This window comes from Streptomyces sp. NBC_00986 (genome assembly GCF_045162565.1).
In the GTDB taxonomy this organism is placed as follows: domain Bacteria; phylum Actinomycetota; class Actinomycetes; order Streptomycetales; family Streptomycetaceae; genus Streptomyces.
In genome coordinates this window covers 11,670,216-11,687,429 of the sequence record NZ_CP108733.1, presented here as the reverse complement: position 1 = coordinate 11,687,429, position 17,214 = coordinate 11,670,216, and the positions used below count along the sequence as shown (strand labels likewise).

General features: G+C 70.5%; 4 protein-coding genes and 2 pseudogenes. 1 reads left to right on the top strand and 5 read right to left on the bottom strand.

Going from position 1 to position 17,214, the window contains the following annotated elements; genetic code table 11:
- Positions 1–17 precede the first annotated feature (17 nt).
- From OG504_RS52620 to OG504_RS52600, 5 genes and pseudogenes are all read right to left on the bottom strand, one after another.
- Positions 18–440 (bottom strand): annotated as a pseudogene (locus OG504_RS52620) (acyl carrier protein); the annotation flags it as partial.
- Between the two features lie 432 nt (positions 441–872).
- Positions 873–3,965: pseudogene (locus OG504_RS52615) on the bottom strand (SDR family NAD(P)-dependent oxidoreductase); the annotation flags it as partial.
- Positions 3,847–10,431 (bottom strand): SDR family NAD(P)-dependent oxidoreductase, encoded by a 6,585-nt coding sequence (locus OG504_RS52610; protein ID WP_405996219.1) that lies wholly within the window; start codon positions 10,429–10,431, stop codon positions 3,847–3,849. The pseudogene OG504_RS52615 and the gene OG504_RS52610, both read right to left, overlap by 119 nt.
- Before the next feature lie 31 nt (positions 10,432–10,462).
- Positions 10,463–15,268 carry a type I polyketide synthase gene (locus OG504_RS52605; protein WP_405996218.1) on the bottom strand — a complete coding sequence of 1,602 codons (4,806 nt, stop codon included), beginning with the start codon at positions 15,266–15,268 and terminating at the stop codon, positions 10,463–10,465.
- Positions 15,269–15,422: 154 nt separating this feature from the next.
- Positions 15,423–16,283 (bottom strand): sugar phosphate isomerase/epimerase family protein, encoded by an 861-nt coding sequence (locus OG504_RS52600; protein WP_405987777.1) that lies wholly within the window; start codon positions 16,281–16,283, stop codon positions 15,423–15,425.
- Positions 16,284–16,495: 212 nt separating this feature from the next.
- On the opposite strand from OG504_RS52600, the gene OG504_RS52595 reads away from it, so the two are divergent.
- Positions 16,496–17,149 (top strand): O-methyltransferase, encoded by a 654-nt coding sequence (locus OG504_RS52595; RefSeq protein WP_405987778.1) that lies wholly within the window; start codon positions 16,496–16,498, stop codon positions 17,147–17,149.
- Positions 17,150–17,214 lie beyond the last annotated feature (65 nt).

The window sequence follows — 17,214 nt, the reverse complement described above, 5'->3', positions numbered from 1 at the left end:
AACCGGTCATCGTCGTCTCACACTTCCTGATTCGCGTCGTCGCGGCCGGAGCCGTCGAGTGCCAGACTGATCAGCATTTCCGTGTCCATCGCGTCGATGTCCTCGCGCTCGTCGGCGTCCGGTGCGCCGTCGGCCTCCGTGCCGTCGGCCGCGAGCCGCAGCAGGGTGTCGACGAGGCCGGCCGCGCGCAGCCGGGTGTAGGGGACGGAGCGCAGGATGCGGTGGAACTCCTGCTCGGTGGTGTCGGCCGTCTCGGTGTCCGCCGCCGGCTCCGCGGTGGCGGGTGCGAGGCGTTCCAGCAGGTGTCGGGCGAGCGCCCGCGGGTTGGGGTGGTCGAAGACGGCGGTGGCGGGCAGCCGCAGGCCGGTCAGCTCGCCCAGCCGGTTGCGCAGTTGCATGGCGGCGAGCGAGTCGAACCCGGACTCGAGGAAGCCCCGGTCGGGGTCGACGGCCCGCGCGTCGCTGTGTCCGAGGAGCCGCGCCGCGTGCGTGAGCACCAGGTCCCGAAGCTCCTCTTCCTGCCGTACGGACGTCAGACCGGCGAGCCGCGTACGCAGCGAGTCCGGGTCGCCTCCCTGTCCCTTGGCGGCCGCCCGTCGGGTGACGGGCACGAGTCCGCGCAGCAGGTCAGGCACGTCGGTCCCGGCCAGGGCGCGGGTGTCGAGGTGGATCGGCGCCAGCGCGGGGCGGCCGTCGGCGACCGCCGCATCCAGCAGCGCCAACCCGTCGTGCGACGCCAGCGGCAGCACACCACCATCGGCGATACGGGAACGGTCGGTCCGGTCGAGAGCGCTGGTCATTCCGCTGGTCTGTTCCCACAGGCCCCAGGCCAGCGATGTCGCCTTCAGGCCGAGGCTGTGGCGGTGCGCGGCGAGCGCGTCCAAGTAGGCGTTGGCCGCCGCATAGTTGGCCTGCCCCGGAGAGCCCAACGTCCCTGCCGCGGACGAGAACAGCACGAACGCCGACAGATCCATCCCCGCCGTCAGCTCATGCAGATACCGGGCCGCATCCGCCTTCGGAGCAAACACCGCATCCAGCCGCTCCGGCGTCAACGACGACACAACACCGTCGTCCAGCACACCCGCCGTATGAACCACCGCAGTCAGGAAGCGGTTCACCAGCACACCGGACAACGCGTCACGATCACTCACATCACACGCCACAACCTCAACCGCGGCACCCAACTCCGCCAGCTCCAAAGCGAGTTCGGCTGCGCCGGGGGCGTCCGGACCGCGCCGCGACAGCAGCACCAGCTCCCGCACACCGTGCTCGGCCACCAGATACCGGGCCACCAACGCACCCAGACCACCCGTACCACCCGTGATCAGAACCGGACCCACGCCGTACGACGGCCGCACATCCACGTCCACCCCGGCACGCACCAGCCGAGCCGCACGGACTTCACCACCGCGCACCGCCACCTGCGACTCACCCGCACCCAGCACCAGCGGCAGCTCCTCCAACCCGGCATCCGCCAGAACGATCCGGCCCGGCTCCTCCGACTGCGCCGACCGCACCAACCCCCACACCCCACCAGCAGCCACATCCACCACCGGCTCACCACCCACACTCACCGCACCCTCGGTCAACACCACCAACCGAGACCCCACAAACCGCTCCCCCACCAAAAACTCCTGCACCACACCCAAAACCCGATGCAGACCCCCACCACCAACCCGCAGAACCACAACCTCCGGAACCACATCCCGAACGTCATCCCACTCAACCCACGACACCTCAACAACCTCAGCAACCGGCACCACCGGCCACTCCACCCCGAACAACCACTCCCCCGCACCAGACCCCCGCACCGCAGCCAACTGCCCCGCATCCACCTCCCGCACCACCAACGAACCCACCGACACCACCGGCCGACCCACACCATCCACAGCCGTCAGCACCACACCATCGGCAACCCGCGCAAGCCGCACCCGCAACACCGAGGCACCAGAAGCCCACAACGTCACGTCCGACCAGGAAAACGGCAGCAACGTCCGACCGTCCCCCTCCACAGCACCGAGCGACATCGCATGCAGAGCAGCGTCCAGAAGCGCCGGATGCAGACCGAAACGACCCGCCTCACCCGCCGCCTGCTCCGGCAGGGCGACCTCGGCGAACACCTCACCGTCGCGCCGCCAGGCCGCCCGCAACCCCTGGAACACCGGCCCGTAGCCGAGTCCGACCCCCGCCAACTCCTCGTAGAAACCCCCCAGTTCCACCGGCTCCGCACCAACCGGCGGCCAGGAGAGCAGCTGTTGGTCGGTCCTCTCGTCGGCGAACGGCGCGAGCGCTCCGGTGGCGTGCAGCGTCCACGGGCCCTCGTCCTGCTCGGGACGGGCGTGCACGCTCACCGGGCGGTCGCCGTGCGGCTCGGCCGCGCCGACCGTGACCTGCACCTGTACCCCGCTCTGCGCCGGCAGCAGCAGGGGTGTGGTGAGGGTGAGTTCGCGGATCACCGGGCAGCCGACCTCGTCGCCCGCCCTGATCGCCAGCTCCACGAAGCCGGTACCGGGGAACAGCACGCTGCCGCCCACGGCATGGTCCGCAAGCCACTTGTGGGTGTGGGTCGAAAGGCGTCCGGACAGCAGCACACCGTCCGTTCCCGCGAGGGTCACCGTCGCGCCGAGCAACGGGTGGTCGGGAGCACCCAGGCCGACGGCGGCGGGCGAGCCGGTGTCGGTGACCGGTTCGAGCCAGAAGTGCTCGTGCTGGAAGGCGTACGTCGGCAGGTCGGTGTGGCGGGCGGGCGCGGTGGGGAAGAGCCGCCGCGGATCCACGGTCGCGCCGTGGGCGTGCGCCTCCATCAGGGAGGCGAGCAGGCGGCGTTCGTCGCCGTTGTCTCGGCGCAGCGAGCCGACGACGGCGGCCCGCGCGTCGGCCGCCTCGATGGTGTCGGCGAGGCCGACGAGCAGGCCGGGGTGCGGGCTGCACTCGACGAACAGGCCGTGCCCGTCGGCGAGCAGGGCCCGGGTCGCCTCTTCGAAGCGGACCGTCTCGCGCAGGTTGGTGTACCAGTACCGGGCGTCGAGGGTCGCGGTGTCGAGGGGGGAGCCGGTCACCGTCGAGTAGAAGGGGATGTCCGAGGTATGCGACTCCAACCCCGCGAGCTGCGCGGCGAGTTCGTCGCGGATGCCCTCGACGTAGACCGAGTGCGAGGCGTAGTCGACGGGGATGACGCGGGCGCGGACTCCGTCGGCGTCCAGGGACGCGCGCAGTTCCTCGAGTGCTGCGGGCACACCGCAGACGACGGCGGACGTCGGGCTGTTGACCACAGCGAGCTGCAGTTGTCCGCCCCAGTCGGCGATGCGCGCGCGGGCCTCGCTCTCGGAGAGGGCGACGGACATCATGCCGCCCTGACCGGCGAGTTCACGCCGGATGACCTGGCTGCGCAGGGCGACGACGCGGGCGCCGTCCTCCAGGGTGAGGGCGCCCGCGACGCAGGCGGCGGCGATCTCGCCCTGCGAGTGCCCGACGACGGCGGCGGGCTCGACACCGTACGAACGCCAGGCTTCGGCGAGGGAGACCATCACGGCCCACAGCGCGGGCTGGACGACATCCACGTCGGTGAAGTCGGGGGCGCCTTCGTCGCCGCGGAGCACGGCGAGCAGGTCCCAGTCGACGAAGGGTTCCAGGGCGCGGGCGCAATCGCGCAGTCGCGCGGCGAACGCCGGCACGGAATCGAGGAGGTCCAGGCCCATGCCCTGCCACTGGGAGCCCTGGCCGGGGAAGACGAAGACGGTCTTGGCGGCGCCGGGCACCACAGTGCCGCGGACCACGGTGCTCGTCGCTGTCCTGTCGCCCGGGGCGGCCTCGTCACCCGCCAGTTCGTCCAGCCCGGCGAGGAGTTCAGCCCGGTCGGCGCCGATGACGGTGGCCCGGTGTTCGAAGAGCTGGCGAGTCGTCAGCAGCGCGTGCCCGGCACCGGCGGCCGAGGGCTCTTCCTCGGCGCGGAGGAAGGTGCGCAGCCGGTCCGCCTGGCCGCGCAGGGCGTCGGCGGTGCGGGCGGTCACGACGAGTGGGACGAGCGCCGGTGCCGGGGGTGTGGGGCTCGGCCGGGACAGGTTCGGTGTCCTGCTCGATGATGACGTGGGCGTTGGTGCCGCTGACGCCGAAGGAGGAGATGCCGACGCGACGCGGCGCGCCCGTCTCGGGCCACTCCCGGGCCTCGGTCAGCAGCCGTACCTCGCCCTCCGTCCAGTCGACCTGCGGCGTCGGCTCGTCCACGTGCAGCGTCCTGGGCAGGACGCCGTGCCGGATCGCCTCGACCATCTTGATGATCGCGCCCGCGCCCGCCGCCGCCTGGGTGTGCCCGATGTTCGACTTGAGCGAACCCAGCCACAGCGGCCGTCCCTCGGGCCGTTCGCGCCCGTAGGTCGCCATCAGTGACTGGGCCTCGATCGGGTCGCCGAGTTTGGTGCCGGTGCCGTGTGCCTCGACGGCGTCGATGTCGACGAGCGCCAGTCCGGCATTGGCGACGGCCTGCCGGATGACGCGCTGCTGGGAGGGTCCGTTGGGGGCGGTGAGGCCGTTGCTGGCGCCGTCCTGGTTGACGGCGGTGCCGCGGACGACGGCGAGCACGCGGTGTCCGTTGCGGCGGGCGTCGGAGAGGCGCTCGACCAGCAGCATGCCCACGCCTTCGCCCCAGCCCGTGCCGTCGGCGCTCGCGGCGAACGACTTGCAGCGGCCGTCCTTGGACAGCCCGCGCTGCCTGCTGAACTCGATGAACGTCTCCGGTGTGGCCATCACGGCGACACCGCCGGCGAGCGCCAGCGTGGACTCGCCGGAACGCAGCGACTGCACCGCCTGGTGCAGGGCGACGAGCGACGACGAGCACGCCGTGTCGACGGTGACCGACGGACCTTCGAGGCCCAGCACGTACGAGACCCGGCCGGAGGCGATCGCACCGGTGCTGCTGTTGTACGCGTAGTCGTGGTACATCATCCCGGCGAACACACCGGTCCTGCTGCCGCGCAGGCTCACCGGATCGATGCCCGCCCGCTCCAGCGCCTCCCACGACGCCTCCAGGAGCAGCCGCTGCTGCGGGTCCATCATCAGCGCCTCGTTGGGGCTGATCCCGAAGAAGCCGGGGTCGAAGTCCCCTGCCTCGTAGAGGAATCCGCCCTGGTTGACATAGGTGGTGTCGGGGCGTTGTCCGGTCGGGTCGTAGTCGCGTTCGACGTCCCAGCCGCGGTCGGCGGGGAAGGTGCCGATGGCGTCCGTGCCGTCGGCGACCAGCCGCCACAAGTCGTCCGGCGAGCCGACCCCGCCCGGGAAACGGCAGCTCATGCCGATGATCGCGATGGGCTCGTCCAGGGCCTGAGCGGTGACGGCGACCGGCGCGGTCTCGTCGACCGTGTCGGCGATCTCACCGAGCAGGTAGCGGGCCACGGACTGCGCGTTCGGGTAGTCGAAGACGAGGGTGGCGGGCAGCCGCAGGCCGGTCGCCTCGCCCAGCCGGTTGCGCAGTTCCACGGCGGCGAGCGAGTCGAACCCCAGGTCTCTGAAGGCACGTTCGGGGTCGACGGCGTCCGGCCCCGGATGTCCGAGCACGGCCGCCGCCTCGGTCCGTGCGATGAGCAGCAGCGCGTCCTCCCACTCGGTCTCGGGCAGCCCCGCGAGCCGGGTGCGCAGGGTGTCCGCGCCCGCTTGCGCTTTGCCGGCCGCCCGTCGGGTGACGGGCACGAGTCCGCGCAGCAGGTCGGGCACGTCGGTCCCGGCCAGGGCGCGGGTGTCGAGGTGGATCGGCGCCAGTGCCGGACGGCCGTCGGCGATGGCCGCATCCAGCAGCGCCAACCCGTCCTGCGATGCCAGCGGCAGCACACCACCCTGGCTCATCCGCGAACGGTCGGTGTCCCCGAGCGTCGCCGCCATTCCGCTGGTCTGTTCCCACAGGCCCCAGGCCAGCGATGTCGCCTTCAGGCCGAGGCTGTGGCGATACGACGCGAGGGCGTCCAAGTAGGCGTTGGCCGCCGCATAGTTGGCCTGCCCCGGAGAACCGAGGATTCCCGCCGCGGACGAGAACAGCACGAACGCCGACAGGTCCATCCCCGCCGTCAGCTCATGCAGATACCGGGCCGCATCCGCCTTCGGAGCAAACACCCCGTCCAACCGCTCCGGCGTCAACGACGACACAACACCGTCGTCCAGCACACCCGCCGTATGAACCACCGCAGTCAGGAAGCGGTTTTCCAGCACCGCCGAGAGTGCCGAACGGTCCGCCACGTCACACGCCACAATCTCAACCGCAGCACCCAACTCCGCCAGTTCGGCGACGAGTTCGGCTGCGCCGGGGGCGTCCGGCCCCCGACGAGAGACCAGCAGCAGCTCCCGCACACCGTGCTCGGCCACCAGATACCGGGCCACCAACGCACCCAGACCACCCGTACCACCCGTGATCAGCACCGGACCCACGCCGTACGACGGCCGCACATCCACGTCCACCCCGGCACGCACCAGCCGAGCCCCGTGCACCACACCGGCCCGCACCGCCACCTGCGACTCACCCGAACCCAGCACCAGCGGCAGCTCCTCCAACCCGGCATCCGCCAGAACGATCCGGCCCGGCTCCTCCGACTGCGCCGACCGCACCAACCCCCACACCCCACCAGCAGCCACATCCACCACCGGCTCACCACCCACACTCACCGCACCCTCGGTCAACACCACCAACCGAGACCCCACAAACCGCTCCCCCACCAAAAACTCCTGCACCACACCCAAAACCCGATGCAGACCCCCCTGCAGTTCCCCGGACCCACAGCGCAGCACCACCGTCGGCGGCACCACCTCACCGAACCCGCCCCACTCCGCCCACTCCGCATCAACCACCGGAACCACCGGAACCACCGGCCACTCCACCCCGAACAGCCACTCCCCCGCACCCGAGCCCCGCGCCGCAGCCAACTGCTCCGCGGAAACCTCCCGCACCACCAACGAACCCACCGACACCACCGGCCGGCCCACACCATCCACAGCCGTCAGCACCACACCATCGGCAACCCGCGCAAGCCGCACCCGCAACACCGAGGCACCAGAAGCCCACAACGTCACGTCCGACCAGGAAAACGGCAGCAACGTCCGACCGTCCCCCTCCACAGCACCGAGCGACATCGCATGCAGAGCAGCGTCCAGAAGCGCCGGATGCAGACCGAAACGACCCGCCTCACCCGCCGCCTGCTCGGGCAGGGCGACCTCGGCGAACACCTCACCGTCGCGCCGCCAGGCCGCCCGCAACCCCCGAAACACCGGCCCGTAGCCGAGTCCGACCCCCGCCAACTCCTCGTAGAAACCCCCCAGTTCCACCGGCTCCGCACCAACCGGCGGCCAGACGGCCAGGTCGTAGGACGGGGAGTCGGCGGCTGCCGCCAGCGTGCCGGTCGCATGGGTCGTCCACTCCGCGTCCGGTCCTGCGAGGTGCGGACGGCTGTAGACCGTCACCGGGCGGCGGCCCCTGTGATCCGGTGCCGCGACGACGACCTGGATCTGGATCTGGGAGTCCTCAGGCACCACCAACGGAACGGACAGCGTCAGCTCCTCGACCGCCGGGCACCCGACCTCGTCCCCCGCCCGGACCGCCAACTCCACGAAACCGGTCCCCGGGAACAGCACACTGCCGCCCACGACATGATCCGCAAGCCAGGGCTGAGCAGCAGTCGACAGGCGCCCGGTCAGCACGACGGTGTCGCTGCCCGCCGGACCGACCACCGCCCCCAGCAGCGGATGACCCACCGCATGCAGACCGGCCGAGGCCACATCGGCGACCTGCTCCGAGGTCTCCAGCCAGTACCGCTGGTGCTGGAAGGCATAGGTCGGCAGGTCCACCCGGCGGGCCCCGGACGGTGCGAAGAACGCCGCCCAGTCGACCTCGACACCCCGCGCCCAGATCCGGCCCAGAGCATCGATCAGCGTCCTGGCCTCGTCACGGTCCTTGCGCAGCACCGGAACGCACCCGGTCTCCGGGGCCATCGCCGACAGCACACCGTCCGGACCCAGCTCCACGAACGCATCGACACCCTGGTCCCGCAGATAGCTCACACTGTCCGCGAACCGCACCGCCTCGCGGACATGCCGCACCCAGTACGCCGCATCCGGAACCACCGGCCCACCCGTCACGTTCGACACCAACGGGATCACCGGACTGCCATACGTCAGCCCGCCCGCCACGGCGGCGAACTCGTCCAGCATCGGCTCCATCAACGGCGAATGGAACGCATGACTGACCGCCAACCGCTTCGTCCGACGGCCGGCGAAACGGGCCACCAAACGGTCCACATCCGCCTCAGCACCCGAAACCACCACCGCACGCGGCCCGTTCACCGCCGCAACCGACACCTGTCCGTCCAGCAACGGAACGACCTCGTCCTCGGTGGCCTCCACCGCCACCATCACACCGCCCGCCGCAAGCTCCTGCATCAACCGGCCCCGCGCCGCGACCAGTTGGGCCGCATCCGCCAGTGACAACACCCCGGCCACATGCGCCGCCGCCAGCTCACCCACCGAATGACCGGCCACGTAATCGGGTGTGACACCCCACGACTCCAGCAGCCGGAACAGCGCCACCTCGACGGCGAACAACGCCGGCTGCGCAAACTCCGTACGATCGAGAACCGCCTGGTCCCCGCCCCACATCACCTCACGCAGCGAGGCATCGACCAGCCCGTCGAAGCAGTCGAACACCTCGTCCAAGACCCGGGCGAACACCGGGAACGACGCGTACAGCTCCAGGCCCATGTTCAGGCGTTGGGCACCCTGACCGGTGAACAGGAATGCCGTCGTCCGGTCCGTGGCGGCGATGCCCTCGTGGTCCGACAGCGCCTCCAGGCCCCGTACCAGTTCGTCCCGGTCCGACCCGACGATCACCGCGCGCCGTTCCAGCCCGGCCCGCCCGGCGCCGAGGGACAACGCCAGGTCCGTGAGCGGGACTTCGGGGCTCTTGGCCAGGAAGGCGACGAGGCGGGCGATCTGTTCGCGCAGGGCCTGCCCGGTGCGGCCCGACACCACCCACGGCACCATCGGCAGCGGGGTGAGGTCCTCCGGCTCGGCCGGCTGTTCCGGCGCCTGCTCCACGATCACGTGCGCATTCGTGCCGCTCACGCCGAACGAGGAGATCCCGGCCCGGCGCGGGCGGTCCGCCACGGGCCACTCACGCGCCTGCGTCAGCAGCCGTACATCGCCCTCGGTCCAGTCGACCTGCGGCGTCGGCTCGTCCACATGCAGCGTCCTGGGCAGGACGCCGTGCCGCATCGCCTCGACCATCTTGATGATCCCCGCCACACCGGCAGCCGCCTGGGTGTGCCCGATGTTCGACTTCAGCGAACCCAGCCACAACGGCTGTTCCTCCGCACGCCCCTGCCCGTACGTCGCCAAAAGCGCCTGCGCCTCGATCGGATCACCCAGCCTGGTGCCCGTGCCGTGCGCCTCCACCGCGTCGACGTCCGCCGCCGACAGACCCGCGTCCGCCAACGCCTGCCGGATCACCCGCTGCTGCGCCGGACCATTCGGAGCGGTGAGGCCGTTGCTCGCACCGTCCTGATTGACCGCCGAACCACGGACGACCGCCAGCACCCTGTGCCCCAGCCGCTGGGCGTCCGACAACCGCTCCACCAGCAGCATGCCGACACCCTCACTCCAGCCCGTGCCGTCGGCGGAGGCGGCGAAGGACTTGCAGCGGCCGTCGGGGGCCAGGCCGTTCTGACGGCTGAAGGCGACGAAGGCGGCCGGCGTGGACATCACCATGACGCCGCCGGCCAGGGCCATGGAGCACTCACCCTGCCGCAGCGCCTGCGCGGCGAGGTGGAGCGCGACCAGCGAGGACGAGCACGCCGTGTCCACCGTCACCGCCGGACCCTCAAGGCCCAGGCTGTACGCCACCCGGCCAGAGAGAACGGCGGGTGACACGGCCGTGGACATGAAGGCCTCGGCGGCCTCGGGGGCGCGCAGGAGCAGGTCGCCGTAGTCCTGGATGCCCGAGCCCACGAAGACGCCGACGTCCCGGCCGCGCAGGGAGTGCGGGTCGACACCGGCGCGTTCCATGGCTTCCCAGGACGCTTCCAGGACGAGCCGTTGCTGGGGATCCGTGGCGATCGCCTCGCGCGGAGAGATCTCGAAGAAGTCCGCGTCGAAGTCCGCGGCGCCATCGATGAAACCGCCCTCATGGACATAACTTGTGCCGTGCGGGCCGTCGTTCCCAGCGAGTTTCGCGAGGTCCCAGCCGCGGTCGGCCGGGAATTCCCCGATGCCGTCCCGGCCCTCGGCCACCAGCCGCCACAGGTCGTCGGGCGAGCCGACGCCACCGGGGTAGCGGCAGCTCATCCCCACGATGGCGACCGGTTCACGGTCGGCGGTCTGCGCCTCCTGCAGTCGCTGCCGCGTCTGGTGCAGATCGGCGGTGACCCGCTTGAGGTATTCGAGGAGCTTCTCGTCGTTCGCCATCAGATCCTCACAACATTCCAGGCGCGCCGTGTCAGGCCGGGCCGAGTTCTTTGTCGATGAAGGCGAGCACGTCTTCTGCGGACGCGGACTCCAGGCGCTGTTGCACGTAGTCGTCGCGGTCCGTCGCACCGACGGTCTCGGTGACCCTGGCCAGCAGCGACTGCAGTCGCGCCGTCAAGCGGTGGGTGGTGATCTCCCGCGGGTCGAGGGAGGCCGCCAGCATCTCCAGCCGGTCGAGCGTTTCGGGCAGGGAAGGGGCAGGGGCCCCTGGGTCCGACCCGGGCGCGATCCTCAGTCGCTCGCGCAGATGGTCCGCGAGGGCGGCCGGGGTCGCGTGATCGAAGACCACGGTGGCCGGCAGCCGTTGACCGACGGCACCACCGAGGCGGGTGCGCAGTTCGACCGCGGCGACCGAGTCGAATCCGAGATCCTGGAAGTTGCGCCTCGGGTCGACGTCCGACGGCCCGTCATGGCCGAGTGTCTCTGCGGTGTGGGTGCGCACCAGGTCGAGCAGGACGCGGCCCTGTTCGACCGGCGGCAACGCGGCCAGTCTCGCGTTGAGTTCTGATTCGTCCGCTCCGTCCGAATGGTGCTCGGAAGCCTCGTCGAGAGCCTCGCGCACCTCGGGGAGCGCATCGAGCAGCGGACGTGGCCCGGCGAGCGTGTAGGCGGGAGCGAAGCGGGACCAGTCGAAGTCCGCGACGACCAGGTGGCTCTCGTCGTGCTCCACGGCCTGCCGGAGGGCCGTGACGGCGACCGCAGGGTCCATGGCGGGGGCGCCGGTGCGGCGCATGAACGCCCGGATCTCCTCGTCGACCATTCCGGTGTCCAGGGGGCCCCAGGCGATCGATGTCGCGGTGAGTCCCCGGGCGAGGCGCCGATGCGCGAGCGCGTCGAGGAAGGCGTTGGCGCTGCCGTAGGCGGGCTGTCCGGCACTGCCCCAGACCGCGGCGCCCGACGAGAACAGGACGAAGGCGTCCAGCTCATGGTCCGCCAGGAGTTCGTCCAGGTGCAGGGCACCGCCGCACTTCGCGGCGCCGACCTCGGCGAACTCGTCGAGGCAGGTCTTCGGCAGGGGTGTGTCGAGCTGGGCGACTCCGGCCGCGTGCACGACGGCTGTCAGTGGCTGGTCGCTGGGAACGGAGTCGAGGAGCCGACGCAGCGCCTCTCTGTCCGAGACGTCGCACGCGGCAACGGTGACCCGGGCGCCGAGCGCGGTCAGTTCGGCGGTCAGCTCGTCGGCGCCCGGTGCCGCTGGGCCACGCCGGCTGGTGAGCAGGAGGTGCCCGGCGCCGTTCGCGGCCAGCATCCGTGCCACCCGCGCGCCGACTCCACCGGTGCCGCCGGTGATCAGGGTGGTGCCGTCCGGCCGCCAGGTGCGGGTGGCGGGCGCGCCCGAGAGGGGTGCGCGGACCAGCCGCTGCGCATGGACGTGTCCGGCACGGACGGCGACCCGGTCCTCGTCGGTGTGCGTCGTGAGGACGATGTGCAGCGCCTCCAGATCGGGTGCGCCCAAGGTGCCGGGTACGTCGATCATGCCGCCCCAGAACGCGGGGTGGTCCAGGGCCAGCGCCGCGGCCGCACCCCACACCGCTGTCTGGAACGTGCTGGTCAGCTCCGTGGCGTCGCTCACGGCGACCGCCCCGGAGGTGAGGCACCACAGCCGCATGTCGAACTCGGCCTCGTGGAGGGCCTGGACGAGTGTCACCGTGGCGGCGACTCCGTAGGAGAGATGGGGGTGGTTCCGGTGAGGGCGGTCGTCGAGGGCGAGCAGGGACAGGACGCCGACAGGTGTGCCGGCGGCCGACCGCCGGGCCCGGTCGAGTTCACGGGCGAGTTCCGGTCCGCTGATGCCCTCCGGAACGGCGAGCGGTACGAACCGGGTGCCGTACCGATCGAGTCCTTCGGTGATCGCCCGGGCCCATGGTCCGGACTCCGTCCCGGCGGGGACGACGAGCAGCCAGGTGCCGTTGCGTGCTGGGTCCCCGTCTGCCGGGAGCGGCGCTGGGGTCCAGGTCAGCCGGTAACGCCAGGAGTCGATCAGACCACGTTCGGCAGCCGTCCGATGCCACTGTGACAGCGCGGGCAGGACCTCACCGAGCGCCGTGGGACCGACATCCAGCTGCCGGCTGAGAACGGCCAGGTCCTCACTGTCCACCGCCGACCAGAACTCCGCGAGCGCCGGGTCTGCGCCATGTTCTTCCGGTACGGCGGTCTCGGCCACGGCCCAGAAGTGCTTGTGCTGGAAGGCGTAGGTGGGCAGGTCCACCCGGCGAGCCCCGTACGGTGCGAAGAACGCCGCCCAGTCCACCTCCACACCCCGCGCCCAGATCCGGCCCAGAGCGGTGACCACTGTCCTGGCCTCGTCACGGTCCTTGCGCAGCACCGGAACACACCCGGTCTCCGGAGCCATCGCCGACAGCACACCGTCCGGACCCAACTCCAGGAAAGTCCCCACCCCCTGGGACTCCAGCCAGCCGATACCGTCCGCGAACCGCACCGCCTCACGCACATGCCGCACCCAGTACGCCGCATCCGGAACCACCGGCCCACCCGTCACGTTCGACACCAACGGGATCACCGGACTGTCGTATGCCAACTCCCCCGCCACGGCGGCGAACTCGTCCAGCATCGGCTCCATCAACGGCGAATGGAACGCATGACTGACCGCCAACCGCTTCGTCCGACGGTCGGTGAAATGCCCCACCACCCGCTCGACGTCCGCCTCAGCACCGGAAACCACCACCGCACGCGGCCCGTTCACCGCCGCAACCGACACCCGGCCCTGCAACAACGGAACGACCTCGTCCTCGGCGGCCTCCACCGCCACCATCACACCGCCCGCCGCAAGCCCCTGCATCAACCGGCCCCGCGCCGCCACCAGTTGGGCAGCATCCGCCAGTGACAACACCCCGGCCACATACGCCGCCGCCAGCTCACCCACCGAATGACCCGCCACATAATCGGGTGTGACACCCCACGACTCCAACAACCGGAACAACGCCACCTCAACAGCGAACAACGCCGGCTGCGCAAACTCCGTACGATCGAGAACCGCCTGGTCCCCGCCCCACATCACCTCACGCAACGACCCGTCGACCAGCCCGTCGAAGCAGCCGAACACCTCGTCCAAGACCCGCGCGAACACCGGGAACGACGCGTACAACTCCCGGCCCATCCCCAGGCGTTGGGCACCCTGCCCCGTGAACAGGAACGCCGTCGGCCCCTCGTCGGCCCGCGCTCCCTCCACCGTGCCCAGGCGTTGCAACAACTCCTCACGCCCCGAACCCACCACCACTGCCCGGTACTCCAACGCCGCCCGCGACACTCCGAGTGACAACCCCGCGTCCACAGCGGACAGTCCAGGCCGCTCCGTCACGAACTCCGACAGCCGCGCCGCCTGCGCCCGTACCGCCCCCGCGCTACGACCCGACACCACCCACGGCACCACCGGCGGAACCTCGGCCCGCGCCTCCGGCTCCGCCATCACCGGTTCCGGTGCCTGTTCCACGATCACGTGCGCGTTCGTGCCGCTCACGCCGAAGGACGACACACCCGCCCGGCGGGGACGCCCCACCTCCGGCCAGGGCTGTGCCTCCGTCAGGAGCCGCACCGCACCTGCTGACCAGTCCACCTCGGGCGTCGGCTCATCCACGTGCAGGGTTTGCGGCAGCACCCCGTGCCGCATCGCCTCGACCATCTTGATGATCCCCGCGACACCGGCAGCCGCCTGGGCGTGCCCGATGTTCGACTTCAGCGAACCCAGCCACAACGGCTGTTCCTCCGCACGCCCCTGCCCGTACGTCGCCAAAAGCGCCTGCGCCTCGATCGGATCACCCAGCCTGGTGCCCGTGCCGTGCGCCTCCACCGCGTCCACGTCCGCAACCGACAGACCCGCGCTCACGAGTGCCTGTTCGATCACCCGCTCCTGGGCCGGTCCGTTGGGGGCGCTCAGGCCGTTGCTCGCGCCGTCCTGGTTGACGGCCGTGCCGCGGACGACCGCCAGCACCTTGTGCCCCAGCCGCTGGGCGTCCGACAACCGCTCCACGAGCAGCCAGCCCGCGCCCTCGCTCCACCCCGTGCCGTCCGCGGCGGCCGAGAACGCCTTGCAGCGGCCGTCCGGAGACAGGCCGTTCTGGCTGCTGAAGCCGATAAAGGCCTCGGGGGTGGCCATGATGTTGACGCCGCCGGCCAAGGCGAGGGAGCAGTCGCCGGACCGCAGCGCCTGCGCGGCGAGGTGGAGCGCGACCAGCGAGGACGAGCACGCCGTGTCCACCGTCACCGCCGGACCCTCAAGACCCAGGCTGTACGCGAGCCGGCCCGAGGCGATCGCGCCCGTGCTGCTGTTGTACGCGTAGTCGTGGTAGACCATGCCCGCGAACACACAGGTCCTGCTGCCCTTGAGGGTGTGCGGGTCGATGCCGGCGCTCTCCAGTGCCTCCCAGGCCAGCTCCAGCATCAGGCGCTGTTGAGGATCCATCTCCCTGGCCTCGCGGGGGCCGATCTTGAAGAAGTCGGCGTCGAACTCTCCCGCGTCGTGCAGGAATCCGCCGTGGCGGGTGTAGCTCTTGCCCTGTTTGCCGGGCTCGGGGTCGTAGATCCCGGCGATGTCCCAGCCGCGGTTGACGGGGAAGCCGCTGATGGCGTCCCGTCCCGTGGCCACGAGGTCCCAGAGTTCCGCGGGCGAGGTGACGTCACCTGGCAGCCGGCAGCTCATCCCCACGATCGCGATCGGCTCCCGGTCCCGCTCCTGCAGGTCCCGCAGCTGTGTCCGGGTCTGCTGGAGCTGCGCCGTGGCGCGCTTGAGATAGTCGCGAAGCTTTTCGTCGTTCACCACCAACAACACCCATCACTCGCACGGCGGACTGCGGATTCGGCCTGCGGAAGGACACAGGGGAACGCGCACGGGGTCCGGTCGGGGACCCGGTGCGCCGTCTGTCCTTCGGACCGGGCCTGCCGGGGAGCCGGCGCTTCGGCTCCCCGGCCCGGGATCACGCGGCGCGGGCCGCGGCCATGACCTTGTCGACCGCGGCGACGGTGCGGTCGATGTTCTCCTGCGCGGAGAGCTTGCGCAGGTCGTTGGACATGATCTCGGCCGCGATCGGCGTGTCGACGCCCTTGGCGTCCAGCGTGCGCAGCAGCGTCACCAGGTCGAAGTCGCCCTCGCCGGGGAGCAGGTTGTAGTTGAGGCAGTCCTCCATTCGGGAGATCTGCGGCTCCGTGGTGGCGTCCCTCAGCTCCACGCCGAAGATGTGCTCGGCGGGCAGCTTCTCCAGGGCGGTGTACGGGTCGGGGTCGCGGAAGAAGTGCCAGCCGTCCACGACGAACCCGGCGTTCTCGCGGCCGGAGGCGAGGATGAGGTCGACGGCGGCGGCGTAGTCGAAGCCGGGGTTGACCGACTGCGGCTCGAGGGCGATGCGGATGCCGTGGTCGGCCGCGCGGTCGAGGATGCCGTTGAAGCGCTCGACGAGCACCTCCTGCGGCGGGAACTCGGTCGGCGTCATGATGACCGTCTTGACCTGCTTGATGTCGAACTGGTCGGCCAGGTCGTAGAGGTGGTCCTCCATCTGACGGGCCATGCGGCCGTAGTCGCCGCCGAAGTGCCAGCCGTAGAGGATCTGGAGTTCGCCGATGGTCACGCCGTGGTCGGCGAGAATTCCACGCAGCTGGTCCACGGTGTGGGTCTTGAGCAGCGTGTCGAATTCGTCGCCGTCGAATCCTATGCCCGTGACGCCGTCCGTCGCGGCGGCTGCGACACGCTCTTCGAAGGAATAGCGCGGCGGCTCACCGAAAGGGCCACCAAGCAGGTGGAGATATGGCAGAAAAACGCCCTGCTGGTCCAGCAAGCTCATCAGTTGGCTCCATTCGTTCACTGTTTCCGCGGTCCGTTTCCAGTCGACCTCCATTCAAGGTGCGCACACCCGGAAGCACCACAGCGCTTCCCCCCTCAAAGCGTCGCCGCACCCCCTACTTAGGCTTTCAACCCCACGGTGAACTCTGCCTTTTGATGCCTGTGGCGCGTACGATCCAAGCACTTCGCCACTCCCGCAGGAAAGGCAACGGAATGAATACGCTCACATCGGAACGTGTCCGCACCACGCTCGACAAACTGTATGCGGACGAGGAGGTGCAGGATGAGCCGGTCATCGCTGCGCTGGTCGCGAAGAATCGCCCGCTGGGTGATTTCACGCACCAGGAGCAGACGGACATGCTGGCCGAGGCCTACATCTCGATTCCCCGCGAGGCCGGTGAACTGATCTATCTTCTGGCAAGGAACCGGCAGGCGAAGAACATCGTCGAATTCGGCACGTCCTTCGGGATATCGACGGTGTTTCTCGCGGCGGCGGCGCGGGACAGCGGCGGCTCGGTGATCACCACCGAGTGGCACGAGAAGAAGGCGGAGGTCGCGGAGGGGAACATCGCCGACGCCGGCCTGAGCGACATCGTCGAGGTACGGACCGGGGACGCCCTGGAGTCCCTCAAGGAGCTGCCCGGCCCGGTGGACCTCGTGTTCCTCGACGGGTGGAAGGACCTGTACCTGCCGGTGCTCGAACTGCTCGAGCCCTCCCTCTCCCCCGGCGCCCTGGTGATCGCCGACGACATGGGGACGCTGCCGGAGCAGCCGTACTTCGATCTGGTCCGCTCCAGTGGCCGCTACCAGTCGGTGCACGTCCCGATGGGTGACGGCCTCGAGGTGTCGGTACTGGTCGCGGACTGACCGGCCGCCGCACGCAGGCCGGACGTCCCTCGCGGGCACCGCCCCGGTCGGCGGTGCCCGCGACG